Here is a 21560-nt window from a genome sequence, read left to right as displayed (position 1 = left end):
TGGGCGCCAGCCTAGCGGCGCATCGGGTCGGGCTGCGCCCTGTCCTTGGATGGGCGCGCAGTGTCGGCGGCACGCCGCAACGGTTATCCTCATGTCCCGACCCGGACCCTCGGAGCCCGCGTGACCGACGCCATCACCCGTCTTTCCTCCCTCGAGCGCCTCTGGCTGTGCGAAGCCGTCCGCCTGCGCGAGGAACAGGCCGGCCCGCTCGACGACGGCGAGGCCAACCGCCGCGCCAGCGCCGCCGGCGGCGAGCTGGCCCAGCGCATCGAGCGCCGCGCCCTGCTGCTCGCCGAGCGCGACGGACTGCTCGACGGCCTGCGCCACTGGCAGCAGGGCGCCCGCCTGGCCGCGCTGGTGCTGCTGGTGCTGGCCGCCGGCGGCGGTGCCGGGCTGGCCTTCGCGGCGCTCGGCGACGGACTGCGCCCGGTCAACGTGTTCTGGGCGCTGGGCAGCCTGCTCGGCCTGCACCTGCTGAGCCTGGCCGGCTGGCTGCTCGGCCTGCGTTTCGCCGGGGGCGGTGCCCTGGGCCGGCTCTGGCTGTGGCTGAGCGGCAAGCTGGCCCGCGACGCGCGCATCGCCCAGCTGGCTCCGGCCCTGCTGCTGGTGCTGGAGCGCCGCCGGCTAGGCCGCTGGGCGCTCGGCCTGCTGGTCCACGGCCTCTGGCTGCTCGCCCTGCTGGCCGCCGCCGTGCTGCTCCTCGCCCTGCTCGCCACCCGCCGCTACGACTTCGTCTGGGAAACCAGCATTCTCGCCAGCGACACCTTCATCAGCCTCACCCAGGCTCTCGGAGCCCTGCCGGCGCTGCTCGGCTTTGCCCTGCCGGACCCCGAGATGATCCGCGCCAGCGGCGACAGCGCCCTGGCCAGCGAGGCGGCGCGCCGCGCCTGGTCGGGCTGGCTGCTCGGCGTGCTGGTGGTCTACGGCCTGCTGCCGCGCCTGGTGCTGTGCCTGCTCTGCGTCTGGCGCTGGCACCACGGCCGTGCACGCCTGCGCCTGGACCTCGAGCTGCCCGCCTACCGCCTGCTGCGCGAACGCTTGCAGCCCTCCAGCGAGCGCCTCGGGGTGCTCGACCAGGCCCCGGCGCGGCTCAGTGAGCCCCTGGGCGGCGTGCCCAGCGCAGCCGGCAGCGGCGCCCTGCTGGTGGCCGTGGAGCTGGACCCCAGCCGTCCCTGGCCACCGGTCCTGCCCGCCGGGGTGGCGAATGCCGGAATCCTCGACAGCCGCGAGCAACGCCAGCGCCTGCTCGACCAGTTGAGCCGCTTCCCGGCCGAGCGCCTGCTGATCGCCTGCGACCCGCGCCGCTCGCCGGACCGCGGCACCCTGGCGCTGCTCGGCGAGCTGGCGCATAGCGCCGCCAGCACGCGCATCTGGCTACTCCCCCCGCCGCCCGGCGAGGTGCTGGACCGCGCACGCCTCGGCGACTGGCACGCGGCGCTGGCCGGCCTCGGCCTGAGCTGGAGTGACCGCGCACCACTGAACTGGCTGGAGAGCGGACATGACTGAGAGCCACTCCGCCCCCATCCGGCTTGCCGTGGTCGGCCACACCAACGTCGGCAAGACCTCCCTGCTGCGCACCCTGACCCGCGACGTGGACTTCGGCGAAGTCTCCCACCGGCCGAGCACCACCCGCCACGTGGAAGGCGCGCGCCTCTACGTCGACGGCGAGGCGCTCCTGGAGCTCTACGACACCCCCGGCCTGGAGGACGCCATCGCCCTGCTCGACTACCTGGAACGCCTCGACCGCCCCGGCGAGCGCCTCGACGGCCCGGCGCGCCTGACACGCTTCCTCGACGGCGCCGAAGCCCGCCAGCGCTACGAGCAGGAAGCCAAGGTGCTGCGCCAACTGCTGGCCAGCGATGCCGGGCTCTACGTGATCGACGCCCGCGAGCCGGTCCTCGCCAAGTACCGCGACGAACTGGCGGTGCTGGCCATGGCCGGCCGGCCGCTGCTGCCCGTGCTCAACTTCGTGCGCGACCAGCGCCAACGCGAGCCGGAATGGCGCGAAGCGCTGGCCCGCCTGGGCCTGCACGCTCTGGTGCGCTTCGACACGGTGGCGCCGCCGCTGGACGGCGAGCGGCGCCTCTACGAGAGCCTGGCGTTGCTCCTCGAGCCGGCCCGCGCGCGCCTGGACCGGCTGATCGCCGACCACGAGGCGCAGGTGGCGGCACGCCGCGCCAGCGGCGCGCGGCTGATCGCCGAGCTGCTGGTGGACGTCGCCGCCTGCCGGCGCAGCGTGGCCGCCCAGCCGGTACTGGAGCAGGGCGCGATCCGCGAGCTGCACGCAGCGGTGCGCCAGCGCGAACAGCGCTGCGTCGAGGCCTTGCTGCGCCTCTACGCGTTCCGCCGCGAGGACGCCGATGCCGGCGACCTGCCACTGCTCGACGGGCGCTGGGGCGACGACCTGTTCAACCCGGAAACCCTCAGGCAGCTGGGCATCAAGCTGGGCAGCGGGATGGCCGCCGGAGCGGCGGCCGGCGCCGGCCTGGACCTGCTGGTCGGCGGCCTCAGCCTGGGCGCCGCAACCCTGCTCGGCGCCCTCGCCGGCGGTGGCGCGCAGACCGCCCGCCACTACGGCCAGCGTCTGCTCGGCAAGCTCAAGGGGCAGCGCGAACTGACCGTGGACGACGCCGTGCTGCGCCTGCTCGCCCTGCGCCAGCGCCAGCTGCTGCAGGCCCTGGAAGCGCGCGGTCATGCCGCACTGGAGGCGATCCGCCTGGACTGCCCGCAGGACCGCGAATGGCGCGAAGGCAGGCTGCCCGAGGCGCTGCGCAAGGCCCGCGCCCATCCGGAATGGTCGGCGCTGAACCCTGGCGCGCGCCTCGGCGACCCCGAGCGCCAGGCCCTGCTCGACGCCCTGGCCGCCGAGCACCTCTAGAACGCGAAACGCCCCGCGAAGCGGGGCGTCCAGGTCATGCCGCAGCGGCCCGGCCACTGCCGGACCGCCGGCGGTCTCATTCGGGAATGCGCAGCACCTGCCCCGGATAGATCTTGTCCGGATGGCTGAGCAGCGGCTTGTTGGCCTCGAAGATCTTCATGTACAGGTTGGCGTTGCCGTACTCGGCCTTGGCGATGGCGCTCAGGGTGTCGCCCTTCTTCACCGTGACGAAACGCGCCTGCGGTGCCGGCGCGGCCACCGTGATGCGGTCCTCCACCTCGCCCACCCCGGCGACGTTGCCAAGGGCCAGGAGAATCTTCTCCTTCTCTTCCTGACTGGCCACCTCGCCGGCGGCGATCACCTTGTCCCCCTCCACCGTCAACTGGATGTCGGGATTGCCCAGTCCCACCTTGGCCACATGCTCCTTGAGCGTTTCCGCCGCCCGGGCCTCGTTGCCGGTCAGCGTGTCCCACAACTTCTCGCCTGCTTCCTTCACGAATGCAAAGATGCTCATCTAGGTGTTCTCCCTGTGGCTAGTCCGAACGGCGGCCCCGGCGAAGGGGACACCAGCCAGCTGAGTCTAGCCAGTATCCGGCCATCGTCAGCCTCGCCGAGTGAATCGACCACGCCGGCGCCGACAAGTTCTCCCTCTCTCCCCGGACTCCCCCGAAGGGCGATGGAGCATCCGTGATCGCCGCGACTGCGCCGCCGCTGCACCACGGAGGAAATCGCGGGCCTTCCCTACATCTCCCGATCCCACTCGCCGGAGCGGGATCGGGGCTGAGGGCCGGTCCAGCGCCCACCGCAGCGGCGCGCTAGAATCCCCGGCACCTCGCTGCCGGAGCGGCCCATGGACATCAAGCAACTGAAATTCCTCGTCGCCCTCGACGAAACCCGCCACTTCGGCCAGGCAGCGGCGCGCTGCCATGTCACCCAGCCGACCCTGTCGATGCGCCTGCGCAACCTGGAGGAGGAGCTGCAGCTACCTCTGGTGCGCCGCGGACAGCGCTTCGAAGGCTTCACCGAGGCCGGCGAGCGGGTGCTGGCCTGGGCGCGCACCCTGCTGGCTGCCCACGACGGCCTGTACGCCGAGGCAGCGGCCTGCCGCGGCAGCCTCAGCGGCACCCTGCGCCTCGGCGTGGTGCCGCTCTCCAGCTTCGACCCGGTGCCCCTGCTGCAGCGCCTGCACCGCCGCCATCCGCACCTGCGCTTCGTGCTCTCCTCGCTGAGCTCCGGGCAGATCCTCGACCAGTTGGCCAGCAACCGCCTGGACGTCGGCCTCTCCTACCTGGACCGCCTGGACGCCGAGCACTTCGAGTTCCGCCCGCTGCAGGAAACCCGCATGGGCCTGCTCCACGACCGCCGCCACTTCCGCTTCGAGACCGCGCCGCTGCGCTGGGAGGCGCTGGTCGAACTGCCCCTCGGCCTGCTGAGCAGCGGCATGCACTTCCGTCAGTCCATCGACCACGCCTTCCGCAGCCGCGGCCTGCGTCCCGAGCCGGTGCTGGAAACCGACGCCGTGCACCAGCTGCTGCAGGCCGTGCAGGGCGGCCTGTGCTGCGCGGTGATGCCGCTGCCCTGCGGCCTGGAGCTGGGCGAGCACCTCTGCCTGCAACCCATCGAGGACGCCCACACCCTGGCCCCGCTGGGGCTGATCATGCGCCGCGGCGAGCCGCGCTCGGCCCTTGCCGAGGCCTGCTTCGCGGCCCTGGACGAGGCTATCTAGAGCCATCATCGAGCCCCTCTATCAAGACATCGAAACTCGCGATTAGACGCACCGGGCAGCGCGGCCTAGGCTGGTCAAAAAAGCACCATCAGTGGTTTGCCTGCCATGCCTGCCTTGCACCAGCCCCGCTCCAACGAGGCGGAGAGTCGTCTTGCCACCGAGCTGGCCGAAGCCAGCTCCACCTACCGTTACCTGGACACCTGCGGCGAAACCGCCCCGGCGGACGCCGAGCTGGCTGAGGAAGTCGCCCTGGCCATCGCCTTCAACGGCATCAGCCAGGCGGTGATGCTGGTCTCGCCCGCCGACCTGGAAGACTTCGTGGTCGGCTTCAGCCTGGGCAGCGGCATCGTCGACTCCATCGACGACATCTATGACATCCGTCTGGGCGGCACCGGTGCCGCCCGCCAGGCCGAGGTGCAGATCAGCAACCGCGCCTTCTGGCGTCTCAAGCAGCAGCGCCGCCGCCTGGCCGGCAGCAGCGGCTGCGGGCTATGCGGCGTGGAAGCCCTGGAGCAGGCGCTGCCCAACCTGCCGAGCCTGAGTCCGGCGCCCCTGCCGCCGCTCGCCTGGCTGCACGAGCTGCGCCCGCGGATCGCCGCCTGGCAACCGCTCGGCCGGCACTGCGGCGCGGTGCACGCGGCGCTGTTCATGGACGCCCAGGGCGAGCTGCGCCTGGCCCGCGAGGACATCGGCCGGCACAACGCCCTCGACAAGCTGATCGGCGCTCTGCTGCGCCAGCGTCAGCCGCTGCACGGCGGCCTGGCCATCGTCACCAGCCGCTGCAGCCTGGAGCTCATCCACAAGGTGCTGCGCGCCGGCATCCACACCCTGGTCAGCCTCAGCGCCCCCACCGGCCTGGCCGTGCAATGGGCGCGCCGCCACCAGCTCAACCTGATCCATCTGCCGCAACGCGCCCAGCCGCGCGTGTACAGCCCGGAGTCTGCCGCATGACCCACCGCATCCAGGAACGTCCGCCCCGTCGCTTCAAGCCCTACCAAGGCCCGGCCGGAGGCTGGGGCGCGCTGCGCAGCGTGACCCGCCACTGGCTGGAGAGCGACAACGCCCTGAAGAACATCCGCACCCTGCTGAAGACCAACCAGCACGGCGGCTTCGACTGCCCCGGCTGCGCCTGGGGCGAGTCGCCGGACAGCGGCCGGGTGAACTTCTGCGAGAACGGCGCCAAGGCGGTCAACTGGGAAGCCACCCAGCGCCGGGTGGACGCCGCTTTCTTCGCCCGCCACAGCGTCAGCGCCCTGCGCGAGCAGAGCGACTACTGGCTGGAGTACCAGGGCCGGCTCACCGAGCCGATGCGCTACGACGCGGCCATCGACCGCTACGTGCCGATCAGCTGGGACGACGCCTTCGCGCTGATCGCCCGTCACCTGCGCGCCCTGGAAAGCCCCGACCAGGCCGAGTTCTACACCTCCGGGCGGGCCAGCAACGAGGCCGCCTATCTCTACCAGCTGTTCGTCCGCGCCTACGGCACCAACAACTTCCCGGACTGCTCGAACATGTGCCACGAGGCCAGCGGCGTGGCCCTCGGGCAGAGCATCGGGGTCGGCAAGGGCACCGTGACCTTCGCCGACCTGCACCAGGCCGACGCCATCTTCGTGCTCGGCCAGAACCCCGGCACCAACCACCCGCGCATGCTCGAGCCACTGCGCGAGGCGGTGGCCCGCGGCGCCCGGGTGGTCTGCGTCAACCCGCTGCGCGAGCGCGGCCTGGAGCGCTTCCAGCACCCGCAGCACGCCCTGGAGATGCTCGGCAACCGCTCGCGAGCGACCCACACCCACTACTTCCGCCCGGCTCTGGGCGGCGACCTGGCGCTGCTGCGCGGCATGGCCAAGTTCCTCCTGCAATGGGAGCGCGAGGCCCCCGGCAGCGTCTTCGACCACGACTTCATCGCCCGCCACACCGAGGGCCTGGACGCCTACCTGGCGGCCGTGGAGGCCAGCGAATGGCAGGCCATCGAGGCGCAGTCCGGCCTGCGCCTGGCCGAGATCGAGGAGCTGGCGCGTCTGTATGCCGGCGCCGAGCGGGTGGTGATGTGCTGGGCCATGGGCATCACCCAGCACCGCCATTCGGTGGCCACCATCCAGGAGATCGCCAACCTGATGCTGCTGCGTGGCAACGTCGGCAAGCCGGGCGCCGGCCTCTGCCCGGTACGCGGCCACAGCAACGTGCAGGGCGACCGCACCGTGGGCATCAACGACCGCCCGCCGGCGGCCCTGCTCGACGCCCTGGAGCGGCGCTTCGGCTTCGCCCCGCCGCGGCATCCCGGACACAACACGGTGGAAGCCATCCAGGCCATGCTGGAGGGGCGCAGCAAGGTGTTCATCGGCCTCGGCGGCAACTTCGCCCAGGCCACCCCGGACAGCTCGCGCACCCACCAGGCGCTGCGCAACTGCGCGCTGACCGTGCAGATCAGTACCAAGCTCAACCGCAGCCACCTGATGCACGGCCGCGACGCGCTGATCCTGCCCTGCCTGGGACGCACCGACATCGACCTGCAGGCCGGCGGCGAGCAGGCGGTGACCGTCGAGGACTCCTTCAGCATGGTGCACGCCTCCTACGGCCAGCTGCGCCCGCTGTCCGCGCAGATGCGCTCGGAGCCGGCGATCGTCGCCGGGATCGCCAACGCCACCCTGGGCGCCTGGCCGGTGGACTGGCTGTGGCTGGTGGAGGACTACGCGCGGATCCGCGCGCTGATCGCCGAGACCATCCCCGGCTTCGCCAATTTCGAGGAACGCATCGCCGCGCCGGGTGGCTTCTACCTGGGCAACGCCGCGGCGCGCCGCGAGTGGAACACCCCGAGCGGCAAGGCGCGCTTCCAGGCCAACCAGTTGCCCGCCTCGCTGCTCCACGCCGAACTGCCCGAGGAGCCGCAGCTGATCCTCCAGACTCTGCGCTCCCACGACCAGTACAACACCACCATCTACGGCCTGGACGACCGCTACCGTGGGGTCAGGGGCGAGCGCCGGGTACTGTTCGCCAACGAGGCGGACATCCTGCGTCTGGGCTTCAAGCCGGGGCAGAAGGTGGACATCCGCTCGCTGTGGGCCGACGGCGTGGAGCGCCGGGTGCACGGCTTCACCCTGCTGGCCTACGACATCCCGGCCGGCCAGGCGGCGGCCTACTACCCGGAAACCAACCCGCTGGTGCCACTGGAAAGCTTCGGCGCCGGCAGCTTCACGCCCACCTCCAAGTTCGTCGCCATCCGCCTGGAGCCGGCCCGCCACGACGGGCGCATCCTCTGACCTCCGCCCTGCCGGGAGGCCCTGACCGACCTCCCGGCACGGCCATCAATCAGCCATCAAACTGCCATTGGAATGCTATCGAACAACCCCGCCATGCCGCGCGGGCGAGGGGGCTTTGAGCCCTCCAACACAGCGAAGTTCCCTTGAAAAACACTTGGCTACAGACTTGCAAAAAAGTCGCTACCGCTCGTCTGCCGGCACTTGAGAAGGTCCCGAGGCGAACCCAGCATCTGCTCATCACCAGTCACAAGCACAAGGTTCGCCCTCGTATGAAACGTCTCTCGATTCTCCTGATCTCTCTGGGCCTGGTCAGCGGCGCGGCGATGGCAGGCAGCGACACCCGTGCGGGTGTCGGCGGCGCCCTGGGCGGCGTGCTCGGCTCCGTGGTCGGCAACCAGGTCGGCGGCTCCACCGGCGCGGCCATCGGCGCCGGCATCGGCGGCGCGGCCGGCAGTGCGGTGGGCGCGGATCGGCACAGCCGTACCGAGGCGGCGATCGGCGGTGCCCTGGGCGCAGCCGGCGGCAATGTGGTCGGCAATCAGGTCGGCGGCACCACCGGCGGCCTGATCGGCGCGGCACTGGGTGGCGGCGCCGGCGGCGCGATCGGTAACCACTACGGCATGAAGAGCTACAACGACGACCGTCACGACCGCCGCTACGTCGGTCATCGCCACCCCCATCCGCACAAGCACCATCCGAAGCACAAGCACCGCCACCACCATCACTGAGCCACACGCGCACCGGCCTCGCGCCGGTGCGCCTGCCGTCTTCCAGCGCCCGGCCCACGTCATCCCCGGCCAGCCAAGTTCGAAGGCATCTTCCTGCCAACGGAGCCCCTCATGCCCCGGCCCCTGCGTCAGCCGCGACGAAATCCGGGCCTGAGCGATGTACGACTTCGCCAGCTCCGACTGCACCACGGTAGCGGTCATCGCGGTGTTCAGCGTCTATTTCGTCGCCGGGGTGGCCGGATACCCTCACCCGCTTCTGCGCGCCGATCATCCTCAGCGCATCGCTGCTGGGCGCCGCCGTACCGGGCTGCAGGAAGCGCCTGTGGCTGGCACCACCTGCGGGGTTCTTCGGCCTGCGTGGCCAAGTGATGAGGCTCTCGACGATCCCCGGCCCCATGACCTACGCCCTGTGTAACTGGCTAACCATGCCGATCACCGGCAGCTACTCAGTCGCCGGCCTCGACCTGTCGCGCGGGCGGCGCGCGGCACTCGCCGCGGCGCCCTGACTCAGTCCGTCAGCAAGGCCGCCAGGGCCGCACGCAGCGTCTCGGGGATGGCCACCGGGCGGTTGCTCCGGCGGTCCACGAAGACGTGGACGAAGCGCCCGGCGGCACAGGCTTCCTCCTCGCCGGCCTTGAATATCGCCAGCTCGTACTGCACCGAGCTGTTGCCCAGTTTGCCGACCCGCAGGCCGACCTCGATGCGCTCGGGGAAGGCGATGGAGGCGAAGTAGTCGCAGGCCGAGCTGACCACGAAGCCGACCACCTGGCCGGTGTGGATGTCCAGTCCGCCGCGCTCGATCAGGTAGGTATTCACCGCGCTGTCGAAGTAGCTGTAGTAAACAACGTTGTTGACGTGGCCGTAGAGGTCGTTGTCGTGCCAGCGGGTGGTGATCGGCTGGAAGTGGCGGTAGTCGCTGCGCAGGTGACGGGGCTGGCTCATGGAATTCCTTGGCATCGGTTCGGACCACCGCGCCGTGGCGGTCCGGTGCATGGATTGGCTGGCGTTCAGTAGGCCGCCTGGTAGATCGCCAGGGCGTCGGCCTCGCTGAGTTCGCGGGGATTATTCACCAGCAGGCGCTGCTGCTGCATGGCCTCGGCGGCCAACTGCGGCAGCAGCGACTCCGGCACCCCGGCCTCGCGCAGGCGAGCGGGCAGGCCGCTGCGCTCGCTGAAATCGGCCAGGGCGAGGATCAGTTGCTCGCAGACGTCCAGGGGCGTGCCGGGCTGCAGACGCGGGCCGAGTACCAGCGGCGCCAGCTCGGCGTACAGCGGCGCCGTCACTTCGGCGTTGAAGCCCAGCACGTGGGGCAGCACCAGGGCATTGGCCAGGCCGTGGGGGATGTGGCAGTGCCCGCCGAGCGGATAAGCCAGGGCATGCACCGCCGCCACCGGGGCGTTGGCGAACGCCTGGCCGGCCAGGCAGGCGCCGAGCAGCATGGCCTGGCGCGCCGCAAGGTTGCGGCCGTCGTGCACCGCAGTGTCGAAGTGGGTGGCCAGCAGGCGCAGCGCCTCGCGGGCCAGCAGGTCTGACAGCGGGTTCTTGCGCAGCCGGCTGGTGTAGGCCTCGATGGCGTGGACCATGGCGTCGATGCCGGTGGCGGCGGTCACCGCGGCAGGCAGGCCGAGGGTCAGTTCGGCGTCCAGCAGCGCCAGATCGGGCAGCAGCAGCGGCGAGACCACGCCCTGCTTACTGGCCTCGCCGGTGGTGACGATGGCGATGGGGGTGACCTCGGAGCCGGTGCCGGCGGTGGTCGGCACCAGGATCAGCGGCAGACGCCGGCCACGGGCGTTGCCCACCCCGTACAGCTCGGCGAGCGTCTGCCGGCACTCCGGGTGGGCCAGCAGGGCGACCAGTTTAGCGACGTCCATGGAGCTGCCGCCGCCGAAGCCGACGATCAGCTCGGCGCGCTGCGCCCGGGCCTGTTCCACGGCGGCCAGCACCACCGCCTCCGGCGGATCGGCACACACCTGATCGTAGAGCGTGACGCTCGATCCGGCGGCGGCGAAGCCGGCGAGCGCTGCGTCGAGCAGGCCGAGGGCGGCGATCCCCGGGTCGCTGAGGATCAGCACCGAACGCGCCTGGCGCTCCCGGCACAGGTCGGCCAGGCGGGCGGCGGCGCCGCATTCGCAGAGGATCTGCGCGGTGGTGACGAAGCTGAATGGCTGCATGGCGATATCCTCGTTGTTGTTATGCTCGCCCCTGTAGCCGCCCCGGCGCCTCTCCCAGCGGGAGAGGCTCGAGGGCTGGCGGTCAGGCCCCGACCTATGCAGTCAAGACCGCCGTGGCGCGATCCGCCAGCCTGGCTGCCGAAAGGCCGGCCGTCGACCGAGCCCTGGTCGTGTCGTCAGCCCGCCTTTTCCCGCGCCACAAACGCAGAAGCCGCCCCGAGGGGCGGCTTCTGCGGCGTGCGACTGCGGCTTACAGCTGCGGGCCGGCGTTGCGGATGGCGTCGCTCACCTCGAACTTCTTGAAGTTCTCGATGAACTTGGCGGCCAGCTCGCGGGCGGCAGCGTCGTAGGCATCCTTGTCGGCCCAGGTGTTGCGCGGGTTGAGCAGCACGGTCTCGACGCCCGGCACGGCCTTCGGCACGTCCAGGTTGATGATCGGCAGGTGCTCGGTTTCCACGCCGACCAGCGCACCGCTCTGGATGGCGGCGATCACCGCCCGGGTGGTGGGGATGCTGAAACGCTTGCCGACACCATAGCCACCGCCGGTCCAGCCGGTGTTGACCAGGTAGACCTTGGAGCCGAAGGACTTGATGCGCTTGATCAGCAGTTCGGCGTAGACCCCGGCCGGGCGCGGGAAGAAGGGCGCGCCGAAGCAGGTGGAGAAGGTCGACTTGATGCCACCGCCGGAGCCCATCTCGGTGGAGCCGACCAGGGCAGTGTAGCCGGACAGGAAGTGATAGGCGGCCTGCTCCTCGTTGAGGACCGACACCGGCGGCAGCACGCCGGTCAGGTCGCAGGTCAGGAAGATCACCGCGTTGGGCTCGCCGCCGAGGTTCTTCTCGGAACGCTTCTCGACGAACTCCAGCGGGTAGGCGGCACGGCTGTTCTGGGTCAGGCTGTCGTCGCTGTAGTCCGGGACGCGGTTGGCGTCCAGCACCACGTTCTCCAGCACGGTGCCGAAGCGGATGGCGTTCCAGATCACCGGCTCGTTCTTCTCGGACAGGTCGATGCACTTGGCATAGCAACCGCCCTCGATGTTGAACACCACGCCCTCGCCCCAGCCGTGCTCGTCGTCGCCGATCAGGTAGCGGCTCGGGTCGGCGGACAGGGTGGTCTTGCCGGTGCCGGACAGGCCGAAGAACAGGGTCACGTCGCCCTCTTCGCCGATGTTAGCGGCGCAGTGCATGGGCAGCACGTCCTTCTCGGGGAGCAGGAAGTTCTGCACCGAGAACATGGCCTTCTTCATCTCGCCGGCGTAACGCATGCCGGCGATCAGCACCTTGCGCTGGGCGAAGTTGATGATCACGCAGCCATCGGAATTGGTGCCGTCACGCTCCGGCACGCACTCGAAGTTGGCGACGTTGAGCACCTGCCACTCGGGCTTGCCGGCCGGGTTATAGGTTTCCGGGTTGATGAACAGCTGGCGGCCGAACAGGTTCTGCCAGGCGGTCTGGGTGGTCATCTTCACCGGCAGGTAGTGTTCCGCCGCGGAGCCGACGTGGACATGGGAGACGAAGTGGTCCTGGGCCTTGCAGAAGGTCTCCACGCGGTCCCACAGGGCATCGAACTTGTCAGCCGGGAACTTGCGGTTGATCGGACCCCAGGCGATGGCGTCGCTGGTGCTCGGCTCGTCGACGATGAAGCGGTCGGCCGGCGAACGGCCGGTACGGTGACCGGTACGAACCACCAGCGCCCCGTTGGCCGCCAGTTCGCCTTCGCCCCGGCGGATCGCTTCTTCGACCAGCTGGGCGGCACTGATATCGGTGTACACGGCGGTATTGGCTTGCGTCATGTGAGTCCCCATCGGCTCTAGGCCGGGCTTCCGAACGGTATGTAGTAGGAGCCTCGGCACCACTACAGCGAGAAAAAAGTGCGCGCGATTATGCCAGAAAGCCCGGCATCCGTGCAGCCTTCAATCCGTGCGCGGGGCGATCATCGCCCTTTGCCGAAGATCCGTCGGCAATGTTCGCCATCCGCGGCGATCGTCCGGTATCCCTAGTGGCGGGTTTCCGAGGCCGGCTGCACGCCGCCCCCGGCGAACAGCTGGGCGACGTCGGCGGCATCGAACAGGTAGCGCTGGTTGCAGAACTGGCAGTCGATCTCCACGCTGCCGCCGCGCTCGGCAAGGAGCTTTTCCGCTTCCTCCTGGCCCAGACTGACCAGCGCCCGCGCCGAACGCTCCCGCGAACAGCTGCAGCGGAAGCGCAGGACCCTGGGATCGAACAGGCGCACCGCCTCCTGGTGGTAGAGCCGGTGCAGCAGGGTCTCGTTGTCCAAGGCCAGCAGTTCCTCGGCATTCAGAGTATCCGCCAGGGTCACCACATGCTGCCAGATCGCGGCACGTTCCTCGGGATCCTTCTGACGATCGGCGGGCAGCTGCTGAAGCAGCAGCCCGCGGGCACGCCGGCCGTCGGCGTTCAGCCAGAAGCGCGTGGGCAGCTGCTCGGAGTTAGCGAAGTAGGCGGACAGGCTGGCCGCCAGGCTGGCGCCGTCGAGGGCCACGATGCCCTGGTAGCGCTGGCCTTCGGCCGGGTCGATGGTAATCGCCAGCACCCCCTCGGGCATCATCTCGCGCATGCCGTCACCGCTGCCGATCTGCTCAGCATGGTAGCGGGCGATGCCGCGCACCTCGCCGGCGCTCGAGCACTCCACCATCAGCAGGGGCACGCTGCCCGAGGAACGCGCCTGCAGCACCAGCAGGCCGTCGAACTTCAGGGTGCCGATCAGCAACGCCCCGGCCGCCAGCATCTCACCGAGCAGTTGCGCCACCGGCTCCGGATAGGGGTGCTTGGCCAGCACGTGCTGGTAGCTGGCGTCGAGGGCGACCAGTTCGCCGCGCACGTCGTAGTCGTCGAAGAGGAAACGCTGAGAAAAATCCGGATCGTGCATATCGCAACCATGAGAGGAGGTGGGCGGGCGGTCAGGAATACCGGCCCGGAACCGCGAAAGCGGAATGCGAGATTTTAGGAATAAAAGCCCCCGCCTCCAAGAAGCGCCAATATAACGTCAATCTGTCCGTTCGTCGGATCGATTAGTCATTTTCCCGTCACCAAAAGCTCGAAATTCGCTTCGTAACCCTCTGATGGGCAAAGAGCTATCAGCGAAATTGGCGAAATAACAGCCAATTCGGAGACCCGGATGGCTGTTTGACCCCCCGACCGGATCGCCTATACCTCCACACGAAAAGCGCTCGGCAACTGCTAATTCGAGGTTCGCCAACATGGACGTCAGTGTCTTCGGTATCGGTTATGTGGGTCTCGTCCAAGCAGCCACCCTGGCAGACGTTGGGCATCGAGTCGTCTGCGTGGACATCGACGAACGGAAGATCCAGCAGCTGCAGCGCGGGGTTCCGCCCATCCAGGAGCCGGGCCTGCCCGAACTCCTCGAGGACAACCTGCGCGACGGCCGCCTGGCCTTCAGCACCCAGGCCCGCGACGCCATCATCCACGGCCAAGTGATCTTCATCGCAGTCGGTACGCCGCCCGACGAGGACGGCTCGGCCGATCTCAGCCAGGTACTGGCGGTGACCCGCGAGATCGCCCGGCACATGGAGGAGGACCGCACCCTGGTGATCAAGTCCACGGTACCGGTGGGGACCGCCAGCCAGGTAGCGGCTACCGCCCGCGAGGAGCTCGGCCGCCAGGGCAAGGACCATCTGCGGGTACGGGTGGTGTCCAACCCGGAGTTCCTCAAGGAAGGCAACGCGGTCAACGACTGCACCCGCCCCGACCGCATCATCATCGGCACCGACGACGACGAGGCCCGGGCCCAGTTGGCCGAGATCTACGCGCCCTTCTGCCGCAACCATGACAAGCTGATCTTCATGGACAACCGCAGTGCGGAGCTGACCAAGTACGCGGCCAACGCCATGCTCGCCACCCGCATCAGCCTGATGAACGAGCTGGCCAACCTGGCCGAGCAGTTGGGGGCGGACATCGAGGCGGTGCGCAAGGGCATCGGCTCCGATCCGCGCATCGGCTACCACTTCATCTACCCCGGCTGCGGCTTCGGCGGCTCCTGCTTCCCGAAGGACCTGCGCGCCCTGCTGCACACCGCGGCCAGCAACGGCCAGCCGCTGCGTCTGCTGCAGAGCGTTCAGGAGGTCAACGAGCAGCAGCGCCAGGTGCTGTTCCGCAAGCTCAAGCAGCACTACCCTGACGGCCTGGCCGGCAAGTCCATCGCCATCTGGGGGCTGGCCTTCAAGCCGAACACCGACGACATGCGCGAGGCGCCCAGCCGCGACCTGATGGAGGCCCTGTGGCGCGAGGGAGCGACGGTGCGCGCCTTCGACCCCGAGGCCATGTCCGAGTGCCGGGGCATCTACGGCTACCGCGACGACTTGGTGCTCTGCGCCACCCGCGACGACACCCTGCAGAATGCCGACGCCCTGGTGATCTGCACCGAGTGGAAGGCCTTCCGGGTGGTGGACTTCGAGCTGCTGGCCAGCAAGCTGCGCGACCGCCTGATCATCGACGGCCGCAACCTCTACAACCCCGCCCAGGTGGCCGCCGCCGGGCTGCACTACCTGGGCATCGGTCTGCCGCACGTGCCGCCCTACCAGGTCCAGGCAGGTGCGCAATGAAGGTGCTGGTCACCGGCGCCGCCGGCTTCATCGGCGCCCATTGCGTACGTCGTCTGCTCCTCGACGGCCACGAGGTCATCGGCCTGGACAACTTCAACGCCTACTACGACCCGGCGCTGAAGGAAGCCCGCCTGCGCTGGATCCGCCGCGAGGCCGGCGACTTCCCGCTGCTGCGCCTGGACCTCGCCGACGACGACGGCATGGCCCGGCTATTCGCCGAGCAGCGTCCGGAGGTGGTGGTGCATCTGGCCGCCCAGGCCGGCGTGCGCTACTCGCTGGAACATCCGCACAGCTACGTGCAGAGCAACCTGGTGGGCTTCCTCAACGTCCTCGAGGGCTGCCGCCGGCACCCGGTACGGCACCTGGTCTACGCCTCGTCCAGCTCGGTGTACGGCGCCAACCAGCGCACCCCCTACTCGGTGCGCGACAACGTCGACCATCCGCTGTCGCTGTACGCGGCGAGCAAGAAGGCCAACGAGCTGATGGCTCACAGCTACAGCCACCTGTTCGGCATCCCCGCCACCGGACTGCGCTTCTTCACCGTCTACGGCCCCTGGGGCCGGCCGGACATGTCGCCGATCCAGTTCGCCCAGGCGATCGTCGAGGGCCGGCCGCTGCGCCTGTTCAACCACGGCCGACACCGCCGCGACTTCACCTACATCGACGACATCATCGAGAGCCTGGTGCGACTGCTGCCACAGCCCCCCCGGGGCAACCCGCACTGGGATGCCGAGAATCCCCAGGCGGACAGCAGTCGGGCGCCCTGGCGGCTGTACAACATCGGTGGCAGCCGACCGGTGGCCCTGACCGACTACGTCGATCTGCTGGAGCGGCTGCTGGGGCGCAAGGCTCGGCGCGAGCTGCTGCCCCTGCAGCCCGGCGACGTGCTCGACACCTATGCCGACACCGCCGAGCTGCAGCGGGATACCGACTTCCAGCCGCGGATCGACCTCGAGGAAGGGCTGACCCGCTTCGTCGCCTGGTTCACCGACTACTACAAGATCACCCCTGCCGAGGGGCTGACGACTGCCTACACCCACAACAAACAGACATTCGAGGGACTTAGTCATGAACGCCCCGGTCCTCAACCCCAGCGAACGGAGCCTTGAGCAGCGCGCACCAGTCCACGTCCGGGAAAAACGCAGCGACCCGGAACAGCGGCAGAAGATCGAAGAGGCCTTGTGGGTTCACAACCGCGGCTGGATCACCGGCCGACGTGGCGGCCGCCCCTGGACCCTGTCGCGGACCAAGCGCTACGCCGAGGCGGGCATCGCCCTGGTCCTGCTCGTCCTGCTGCTGCCCGTGCTGCTGGGCATCGCCGTGCTGGTCAAGCTGAGCAGCCCCGGTCCGGTGCTCTTCGTGCAGCGCCGCACCGGCTACCGCGGTCGGCACTTCAACATGTTCAAGTTCCGCACCATGGTGACCAACGCCGAGGAGCTGAAGGAGTCGTTGCGTCACCTGAACAAGCACGGCGCCGACGCCATCGACTTCAAGATCGACAACGACCCACGGGTGACCCCGATCGGCCGCTGGCTGCGCCGCACCAGCCTGGACGAGCTGCCCAACCTGTTCAACGTGGTGCGCGGCGACATGCGCCTGATCGGCCCGCGGCCCACCTCCTTCGGCGCCAGCCGCTACGACACCCGCCATCTCAGCCGTCTCAGCGTCTATCCGGGGATCACCGGCCTCTGGCAGATCTCCGGGCGCAGCGACATCGACTTCGACGAACGGGTCAAGCTCGACATGGACTACATCCGCCGCCAGGGACCGCTGCTCGACCTGCTGATCCTGCTGAAGACCCCTGCCGAGGTCCTGCGTGGACACGGCGCCAGTTGACCCCGCGCGACTCGGCTCGCAATCAGATCAGGGAGACAGCCGCATGAACATGCTCACCAAAGAAAGCACCCTGCTGCTGGGGTTCGACAAGCCGGTCCTCAACCCCAGCGAGCTCAACCTGGCGGCCACCGTGCTCGACCAGGAATGCCGGGTGCTGCTGCTCACCGCCCCGACCAGCGGCTGCGGGACCACCACCAGCGCCCAGTGTCTGGCCAGGCAGCTGGCCCAGACCGCCAAGGGCAAGGTCCTGCTGGTGGACGCCGACACCTCCGGCAACGGCCTCAGCGCACGGCTGGGGATGGGCGCCGACCCCGGGCTGTTCGAGCTGCTGCTCAGCGAGGCGCCCGAAAAGCACATCGACGAATACGTGCAGCGCATCTCCGGACAGGCCTTCGATCTGCTGCCGCTCGGCCAGCCGGACAACGCCGCCGGGCACTTCACCGCCGAGGACATGGAATGGGTGCTCAGCTGCCTGAGCGCCCAGTACCGCTTCGTGGTGATCGACAGCGAAGCGGTCTACAGCAGCAGCAACGCCCTCGGCCTGGCTGCTCTCGCCGACGGAGTGATCCTCGTGGTGCGCGCCGAGACGACCCGCTGGGAAGTGGCCCAGGCCGCCGTGGAGCGCCTGCGCCAGGCCAACGCCAAGCTGCTCGGCAGCGTCTTCAACGCGCGCCGCTTCTACATCCCGAAGTGGCTCTACAACCTTCTCTAAAGACAGGGGAAGCCGCCATGAAACATCTACCGCTCGTGCTGCTTGCCGCCCTGGCCGGCTGCAGCACCCAGGAAATCGACAGCAGCATTCCCGCCCGCATCCTCACCGCCCCCGAGGCGCAGGCGAGCAGCAGCGAACTGATCCCGGTCACCCTGCTGCTGCGTCCGCAGGACGTGCTCGACGTGATCTTCTACATCGACACGGGCTCCACCTCGGAATACCGGATCCAGAGCGGCGACCACCTGGAGGTGCTGTTCCTCACCGCCGACGGCCTTTCCGGAGTGAAGACGGTGATGCCCGACGGCACCATCAACCTGCCCTACGTGGGCAGCCTCAAGGTCGAGGGGCTGACCGTCAACCAGGTGCAGACCCTGCTCACCGAACGCTTCCGCGACACCCTGCAGAACCCGCTGATCACCGTGTCGGTGCCCAAGGGCCAGAGTCGCACCCAGCAGCTGCGCGACGCCCTGTTCAGCCCCTCCAGCGGGATGAGCCGGGAGATCACCGTGGGCGCCGACGGCACCGCCAGCTTCCCGCTGCTCGGCAACGTGCGGCTCAGCGGCATGAGCCGCGAGGAGCTGCAAAATTACCTGAACGACCGCTACCGCAAGGAGGTCGGCCCGGTGCAGGTGGACGTTCTGCTCAAGTCCACCGCGGCCAACGAGGTCTACGTGCTCGGCGAGGTGGGCCAGCCCGGCGCCTACCCGATCCGCCGTCCGGTCTCGGTGCTCGAGGCCCTGACCCTGGCCCGCGGCCACAACCCGACCACCGCGGCGCTGGATTCGGTGCTGATCCTCCATCGCCAGGGCGACCAGGTGCTGGCGCGCACCTACGACGTCAAGGCGCTGCTCAAGGACAACGCCGCCAGCATGGCCTACCTGCAGCCCGACGACCTGCTCTACGTGCCGCGCACCGGCCTGGCCAAAGCCGGCGACACCGCCAAGCAGCTGGCCGACGTGGTGCTGTTCAGCGGCTTCAACTTCGGCTTCTCGTACCGGGTCGACAACAAGGACAGCGAATAGCCATGAACGCCATAGCCCGAAGCGAGAACCCGCTGCATGAGTTCCTGCGCATCCTGTTCGCCAACCTGCCGCTGATCAGGCGGGTGTTCCTGGTGTTCGCCGCCATCGCCCTGCTGCTGCCGCTGCTGATGCAGAAGGTCTACGACATCGAGGCGGAAGTGATGGTGCAGTCGAAGAAGGTGGCGCAGACCGACCCCGCCAACGCCGCTCTGCATCAGGATACCGACAAGTTCCTGCCGCCGACCCTGGCCGACATGGAGACCGAGAGCAGCATCCTGCGCTCGCCGGAACTAGTCCGCGGCACCCTCGCCAAGCTGCGCGAACAAGGCCATTTCCAGCCCGAGAAGAGCCTGCTGAGCAGCAACCTGATCGACCCACTGCGCAACCTCTTCGGCAGCGAGGAGACGGTGGCCCGCGACAGGGCCCTCGACCTGCTCACCCTGCAGGTGCTCGAGGACCTGGAGATCTCCCCACTGCCCGGCTCCAACGTCATCTCGGTGGTCTACCGCAGCGCCGACCCGCAGCTCGGCATGCTGTTCGTCAACCAGCTGCTCGACGACTACCTGCGGCAGCGCCACGAACTGCACTCCAACGACCTGCCGGAAGACTTCTACGAACAGAAGAAGGCCCAGTACCAGGAGCGCCTGAAGGCCCTCGAGACGCGCCGCCTGAAGCTGCTCGAGGAAATCCGCGCGGCCAACCCGCAGGAGGAGATCACCTTCCGCCTCAACGCCATCAACCAGGAGGAGCAGGCGCTCAACCAGCACCGTGACCGCCAGCTGGAGAACCAACGCTGGCTCGAGCACCTCAAGCAAGCCCTGGACGCCGCGCAGAAGGCCAAGGTGACCAGCCACAGCTTCCCCTACACCTTCACCCGCATCGTCGACAACGTGGCCCTCGAGGACCGCGAGATCCGCCAGCTGAGCAGCCGTCTGATCGAGCAGATCAGCCAGTACGGCTTCGACAGCGAGATCTACCAGCAGAACAGCGTGCCGATGAAGACCGCCCTGGCGCAGATCCAGCGCACCCGCCAGCAGTTCCTCCAGCTGGCCGGCAGCCGCATCCGCGAGCGCGAGAAGGAGCTGGAGGTGCTCGCCGGAGTGATCGCCCAGAAGAAGGAGCGCATCGACGAATACAAGAAGCGCATCCGCGAGCTGCAGGACGCCCAGAGCAGCCTGCGCCAGCTGGACACCGAAACCGAGGCGCTGCACCAGGCGTTCTTCACCTACACCCAACGCTACGAGGAAAGCCGCAGCCGCTCGCTGCTCGACGGCGGCCTGTCCAACGCGCGCATCCTCAGCCGGCCGCTGGAACCCAGCGAGGCCAGCTCGCCGAAGCCCCTGCTGATCATCCCGCTGGGCCTGCTCACCGCACTACTGCTGGCCCTAGCGGTCGGCTACATCCGCGAGCTGTTCGACCACCGCTTCAAGTACCCGACGCAGATCACCCAGCAGCTCGGTCTGCCGGTGCTGATGACCATCAATGCAGAGCAGGAAGCCCTGCCGCCCCCGACCCGTGCGAGGAGTCTCCCATGGATACGGCAGCAGCCGAACGATTGAGTGCGGCGCCTAGGGAAGCCTCACCGCGCATCTACCACCTCCTCGGCAGCGGCGGTTTCTACGGCCTGGAGCGCATGCTCCTGGACCACTGCCGCTACGCTCCGGGGGAGCACCACGTGCTGCTCCTCGAAGGCCCCGAGGAGCTGGTCGAGCGCTTCCGCCAGGCCGGCGTGCGCCTGACCCGCTGCAACGGCCTGGGCGAACTGTGGCATTTCCTGGCACAGCCGGAGGCACGCCCGGCGCTGCTCAACGGCCACGGCTTCAAGGGCCTGGTGTTCGGCTGGCTGAGCGCCCTGCGCTTCGGCCTGCCGCTGATCACCACCCAGCACGGCTTCACCCCGAGCAACCGCAAGCAGCGCTTCTACACCTGGGTGAGCCTGCAGCTGTGCCGCACCCCGCTGGTGCGCAAGGTGGTCTGCGTGGCCGAGAGCATCGCCCGCCAGCACGACCAGGCCGGGGTGCACCACAACAAGCTGCAGGTCATCGCCAACGGCCTGCCGCCGGCGCCGCAGAGCGCCTGGCCGCGCCCGGCCTGCGCCCCGTGTTCCCCGCTGATCGGCTTCATCGGCCGCCTCAGCCACGAGAAAGGCCCGGACCTGTTCGTCGAGCTGGCCATCGAACTCTGCCAGCGCCACCCCCGCCTGCACGCCATGCTGTTCGGCGAAGGCCCGCAACGCCAGGCTCTGGAGGCGCGCATAGCGGCCAACGGACTCACCGAGCGCATCCTGCTGCCTGGCTACCAGACCGACATGGCGGCCTGGCTGCGCGCCCTCGACGTGCTGGTGATCAGCTCGCGCACCGAAGGCACCCCCATGGTGCTGCTCGAGGCCATGCAGGCCGGCGTGCCAGTGGCGGCCTTCGCCGTCGGCGGCATCCCCGACGTGCTCGAACACGAGGTATCCGGCCTGCTCAGCCCGCCCGGCGAGCTCGCCCAGCTGATCGACCAGGTGGAACGCCTGCTGCGCGACCACCAGCTGCGCCTGGACCTCAGCCACCAGGCCAGCCTCACCCAGCTCGGCCGCTACCACCTGCCGGCCCAGGCCGAACGCTGGCAGCGCCTGTATCGCCAAGCGCTCGGAGGCTGACGTC

Annotated in this window: 19 protein-coding genes; 14 read left to right on the top strand and 5 right to left on the bottom strand. The window is 69.1% G+C overall.

The window, feature by feature from the left end:
- Positions 1–120 precede the first annotated feature (120 nt).
- Entirely contained in the window at positions 121–1506 is a 1386-nt protein-coding gene (locus tag H165_RS0108515; protein WP_017938504.1) for a DUF2868 domain-containing protein, read from the top strand.
- Positions 1499–2878, top strand: a complete 1380-nt coding sequence (locus H165_RS0108510) for a DUF3482 domain-containing protein (RefSeq protein WP_017938503.1) — start codon at positions 1499–1501, stop codon at positions 2876–2878. Before H165_RS0108515 ends, H165_RS0108510 begins: the two co-directional genes overlap by 8 nt.
- Before the next feature lie 76 nt (positions 2879–2954).
- Here H165_RS0108510 and lysM read toward each other — a convergent pair whose 3' ends face one another.
- Positions 2955–3392, bottom strand: a complete 438-nt coding sequence (lysM, locus tag H165_RS0108505) for a peptidoglycan-binding protein LysM (RefSeq protein ID WP_017938502.1) — start codon at positions 3390–3392, stop codon at positions 2955–2957.
- A gap of 336 nt (positions 3393–3728) precedes the next feature.
- Between lysM and H165_RS0108500 the strand changes: the two genes are divergently transcribed.
- The 5 genes from H165_RS0108500 to H165_RS19125 all read left to right on the top strand — a co-directional run bounded on the left by H165_RS0108500 (position 3729) and on the right by H165_RS19125 (position 9095).
- Positions 3729–4604 carry a LysR family transcriptional regulator gene (locus H165_RS0108500; RefSeq protein WP_017938501.1) on the top strand — a complete coding sequence of 292 codons (876 nt, stop codon included), beginning with the start codon at positions 3729–3731 and terminating at the stop codon, positions 4602–4604.
- 105 nt (positions 4605–4709) lie between these two features.
- Positions 4710–5555: a formate dehydrogenase accessory sulfurtransferase FdhD gene (fdhD, locus tag H165_RS0108495; RefSeq protein WP_017938500.1), complete on the top strand. Its 846-nt coding sequence runs from the start codon at positions 4710–4712 to the stop codon at positions 5553–5555.
- Positions 5552–7861 (top strand): FdhF/YdeP family oxidoreductase, encoded by a 2310-nt coding sequence (locus H165_RS0108490; RefSeq protein ID WP_017938499.1) that lies wholly within the window; start codon positions 5552–5554, stop codon positions 7859–7861. The genes fdhD and H165_RS0108490 overlap by 4 nt, the downstream gene beginning before the upstream one ends.
- 269 nt (positions 7862–8130) lie before the next feature.
- The gene (locus H165_RS0108485) at positions 8131–8589 is read left to right on the top strand and encodes a glycine zipper domain-containing protein (protein WP_017938498.1); all 459 of its coding nucleotides are present in this window, start codon (positions 8131–8133) and stop codon (positions 8587–8589) included.
- Positions 8590–8957: 368 nt separating this feature from the next.
- Positions 8958–9095, top strand: a complete 138-nt coding sequence (locus H165_RS19125) for a hypothetical protein (RefSeq protein WP_211206287.1) — start codon at positions 8958–8960, stop codon at positions 9093–9095.
- 1 nt (position 9096) lies between these two features.
- Here H165_RS19125 and H165_RS0108480 read toward each other — a convergent pair whose 3' ends face one another.
- The 4 genes from H165_RS0108480 to hslO all read right to left on the bottom strand — a co-directional run bounded on the left by H165_RS0108480 (position 9097) and on the right by hslO (position 13649).
- Positions 9097–9531: an acyl-CoA thioesterase gene (locus tag H165_RS0108480; protein ID WP_017938497.1), complete on the bottom strand. Its 435-nt coding sequence runs from the start codon at positions 9529–9531 to the stop codon at positions 9097–9099.
- A 65-nt stretch (positions 9532–9596) separates the two neighbouring features.
- Positions 9597–10760 carry an iron-containing alcohol dehydrogenase gene (locus tag H165_RS0108475; RefSeq protein WP_017938496.1) on the bottom strand — a complete coding sequence of 388 codons (1164 nt, stop codon included), beginning with the start codon at positions 10758–10760 and terminating at the stop codon, positions 9597–9599.
- Positions 10761–11010: 250 nt separating this feature from the next.
- Entirely contained in the window at positions 11011–12552 is a 1542-nt protein-coding gene (locus H165_RS0108470) for a phosphoenolpyruvate carboxykinase (RefSeq protein WP_017938495.1), read from the bottom strand.
- Positions 12553–12755: 203 nt separating this feature from the next.
- Entirely contained in the window at positions 12756–13649 is an 894-nt protein-coding gene (gene hslO / locus H165_RS0108465; RefSeq protein WP_017938494.1) for an Hsp33 family molecular chaperone HslO, read from the bottom strand.
- 331 nt (positions 13650–13980) lie between these two features.
- Here hslO and H165_RS0108460 point away from each other — a divergent pair, with 331 nt between their 5' ends.
- The 7 genes from H165_RS0108460 to H165_RS0108430 are packed head-to-tail and all read left to right on the top strand — an operon-like array spanning position 13981 to position 21556.
- Entirely contained in the window at positions 13981–15342 is a 1362-nt protein-coding gene (locus tag H165_RS0108460) for a UDP-glucose dehydrogenase family protein (protein WP_026146476.1), read from the top strand.
- Entirely contained in the window at positions 15339–16451 is a 1113-nt protein-coding gene (locus tag H165_RS0108455; protein ID WP_017938492.1) for an NAD-dependent epimerase, read from the top strand. Before H165_RS0108460 ends, H165_RS0108455 begins: the two co-directional genes overlap by 4 nt.
- Positions 16411–17178 (top strand): sugar transferase, encoded by a 768-nt coding sequence (locus H165_RS0108450; RefSeq protein WP_017938491.1) that lies wholly within the window; start codon positions 16411–16413, stop codon positions 17176–17178. The genes H165_RS0108455 and H165_RS0108450 overlap by 41 nt, the downstream gene beginning before the upstream one ends.
- 43 nt (positions 17179–17221) lie before the next feature.
- Positions 17222–17890, top strand: a complete 669-nt coding sequence (locus H165_RS0108445; protein ID WP_017938490.1) for a CpsD/CapB family tyrosine-protein kinase — start codon at positions 17222–17224, stop codon at positions 17888–17890.
- A gap of 17 nt (positions 17891–17907) precedes the next feature.
- A complete protein-coding gene (locus H165_RS0108440) occupies positions 17908–18912 on the top strand; it encodes a polysaccharide biosynthesis/export family protein (RefSeq protein WP_017938489.1) in 1005 nt (334 codons plus the stop codon).
- Positions 18913–18914: 2 nt separating this feature from the next.
- The gene (locus H165_RS0108435) at positions 18915–20471 is read left to right on the top strand and encodes a GumC family protein (protein ID WP_017938488.1); all 1557 of its coding nucleotides are present in this window, start codon (positions 18915–18917) and stop codon (positions 20469–20471) included.
- Positions 20444–21556, top strand: a complete 1113-nt coding sequence (locus H165_RS0108430; protein WP_040640607.1) for a glycosyltransferase family 4 protein — start codon at positions 20444–20446, stop codon at positions 21554–21556. Before H165_RS0108435 ends, H165_RS0108430 begins: the two co-directional genes overlap by 28 nt.
- Positions 21557–21560 lie beyond the last annotated feature (4 nt).

The organism is Pseudomonas thermotolerans DSM 14292 (assembly GCF_000364625.1).
In the GTDB taxonomy this organism is placed as follows: Bacteria; Pseudomonadota; Gammaproteobacteria; order Pseudomonadales; family Pseudomonadaceae; genus Aquipseudomonas; species Aquipseudomonas thermotolerans.
The sequence above is the reverse complement of the archived record's forward strand: the minus strand, read 5'-3'. Positions and strand labels throughout refer to the sequence as shown.

What these genes read in the sequence shown, in the direction of transcription:
- H165_RS0108510 (WP_017938503.1), top strand. Translation starts at nt 1,499, where the DNA reads ATGACTGAGAGCCACTCCGCCCCCATCCGGCTTGCCGTGGTCGGCCAC.
- lysM (WP_017938502.1), bottom strand. Translation starts at nt 3,392, where the DNA reads ATGAGCATCTTTGCATTCGTGAAGGAAGCAGGCGAGAAGTTGTGGGAC.
- H165_RS0108500 (WP_017938501.1), top strand. Translation starts at nt 3,729, where the DNA reads ATGGACATCAAGCAACTGAAATTCCTCGTCGCCCTCGACGAAACCCGC.
- fdhD (WP_017938500.1), top strand. Translation starts at nt 4,710, where the DNA reads ATGCCTGCCTTGCACCAGCCCCGCTCCAACGAGGCGGAGAGTCGTCTT.
- H165_RS0108490 (WP_017938499.1), top strand. Translation starts at nt 5,552, where the DNA reads ATGACCCACCGCATCCAGGAACGTCCGCCCCGTCGCTTCAAGCCCTAC.
- H165_RS0108485 (WP_017938498.1), top strand. Translation starts at nt 8,131, where the DNA reads ATGAAACGTCTCTCGATTCTCCTGATCTCTCTGGGCCTGGTCAGCGGC.
- H165_RS19125 (WP_211206287.1), top strand. Translation starts at nt 8,958, where the DNA reads ATGAGGCTCTCGACGATCCCCGGCCCCATGACCTACGCCCTGTGTAAC.
- H165_RS0108480 (WP_017938497.1), bottom strand. Translation starts at nt 9,531, where the DNA reads ATGAGCCAGCCCCGTCACCTGCGCAGCGACTACCGCCACTTCCAGCCG.
- H165_RS0108475 (WP_017938496.1), bottom strand. Translation starts at nt 10,760, where the DNA reads ATGCAGCCATTCAGCTTCGTCACCACCGCGCAGATCCTCTGCGAATGC.
- H165_RS0108470 (WP_017938495.1), bottom strand. Translation starts at nt 12,552, where the DNA reads ATGACGCAAGCCAATACCGCCGTGTACACCGATATCAGTGCCGCCCAG.
- hslO (WP_017938494.1), bottom strand. Translation starts at nt 13,649, where the DNA reads ATGCACGATCCGGATTTTTCTCAGCGTTTCCTCTTCGACGACTACGAC.
- H165_RS0108460 (WP_026146476.1), top strand. Translation starts at nt 13,981, where the DNA reads ATGGACGTCAGTGTCTTCGGTATCGGTTATGTGGGTCTCGTCCAAGCA.
- H165_RS0108455 (WP_017938492.1), top strand. Translation starts at nt 15,339, where the DNA reads ATGAAGGTGCTGGTCACCGGCGCCGCCGGCTTCATCGGCGCCCATTGC.
- H165_RS0108450 (WP_017938491.1), top strand. Translation starts at nt 16,411, where the DNA reads ATGAACGCCCCGGTCCTCAACCCCAGCGAACGGAGCCTTGAGCAGCGC.
- H165_RS0108445 (WP_017938490.1), top strand. Translation starts at nt 17,222, where the DNA reads ATGAACATGCTCACCAAAGAAAGCACCCTGCTGCTGGGGTTCGACAAG.
- H165_RS0108440 (WP_017938489.1), top strand. Translation starts at nt 17,908, where the DNA reads ATGAAACATCTACCGCTCGTGCTGCTTGCCGCCCTGGCCGGCTGCAGC.
- H165_RS0108435 (WP_017938488.1), top strand. Translation starts at nt 18,915, where the DNA reads ATGAACGCCATAGCCCGAAGCGAGAACCCGCTGCATGAGTTCCTGCGC.
- H165_RS0108430 (WP_040640607.1), top strand. Translation starts at nt 20,444, where the DNA reads ATGGATACGGCAGCAGCCGAACGATTGAGTGCGGCGCCTAGGGAAGCC.